Origin of the sequence: Emticicia sp. W12TSBA100-4 (assembly GCF_040253585.1) — a bacterium.
Taxonomy (GTDB): domain Bacteria; phylum Bacteroidota; class Bacteroidia; order Cytophagales; family Spirosomataceae; genus Emticicia.
On the sequence record NZ_JBELAU010000086.1, the window covers coordinates 1 to 408 of the forward strand.

General features: G+C 38.7%; 1 protein-coding gene. It reads left to right on the plus strand.

The window, feature by feature from the left end; all coding sequences use genetic code 11:
* Positions 1-27: 27 nt before the first annotated feature.
* A partial coding sequence (locus ABR854_RS25865) for an ATP-binding protein (RefSeq protein WP_350268739.1) occupies positions 28-408 on the plus strand: 381 nt, incomplete at its 3' end.

Below are 408 nucleotides of genomic sequence, written 5' to 3' on the forward strand. Positions count from 1 at the left end.
TTTTTTTATCTCTCAAGTCAAAATAACATGAACACCGAACAAACTTTGCATCAGATGCGATGCCTTAAACTAAATGGGATGGCTGCTGCTTATCAAGCCCTTTTGAATTTACCTTATGACCAGCATCCACCAACCGAGCAGCTATTAGCACAACTTGTAGATGCCGAAATACTCCAAAGGCAACATCAAAGAACAGTGGCTTCCATCAGAGCAGCTAAGTTCCGTTATCAGGCTGTTATTGAAGAAATTCAGTATTTACCTGAAAGAAACCTTGACAAAAATCTTATTCTCCGATTAACTGATACGACTTTTATTAAAAGAGCTGAAAATGTATTTATTACTGGAGCAACAGGTTGTGGCAAAAGCTATATTGCATCTGCTTTAGGGCTACAAGCTTGTCAGATGGGA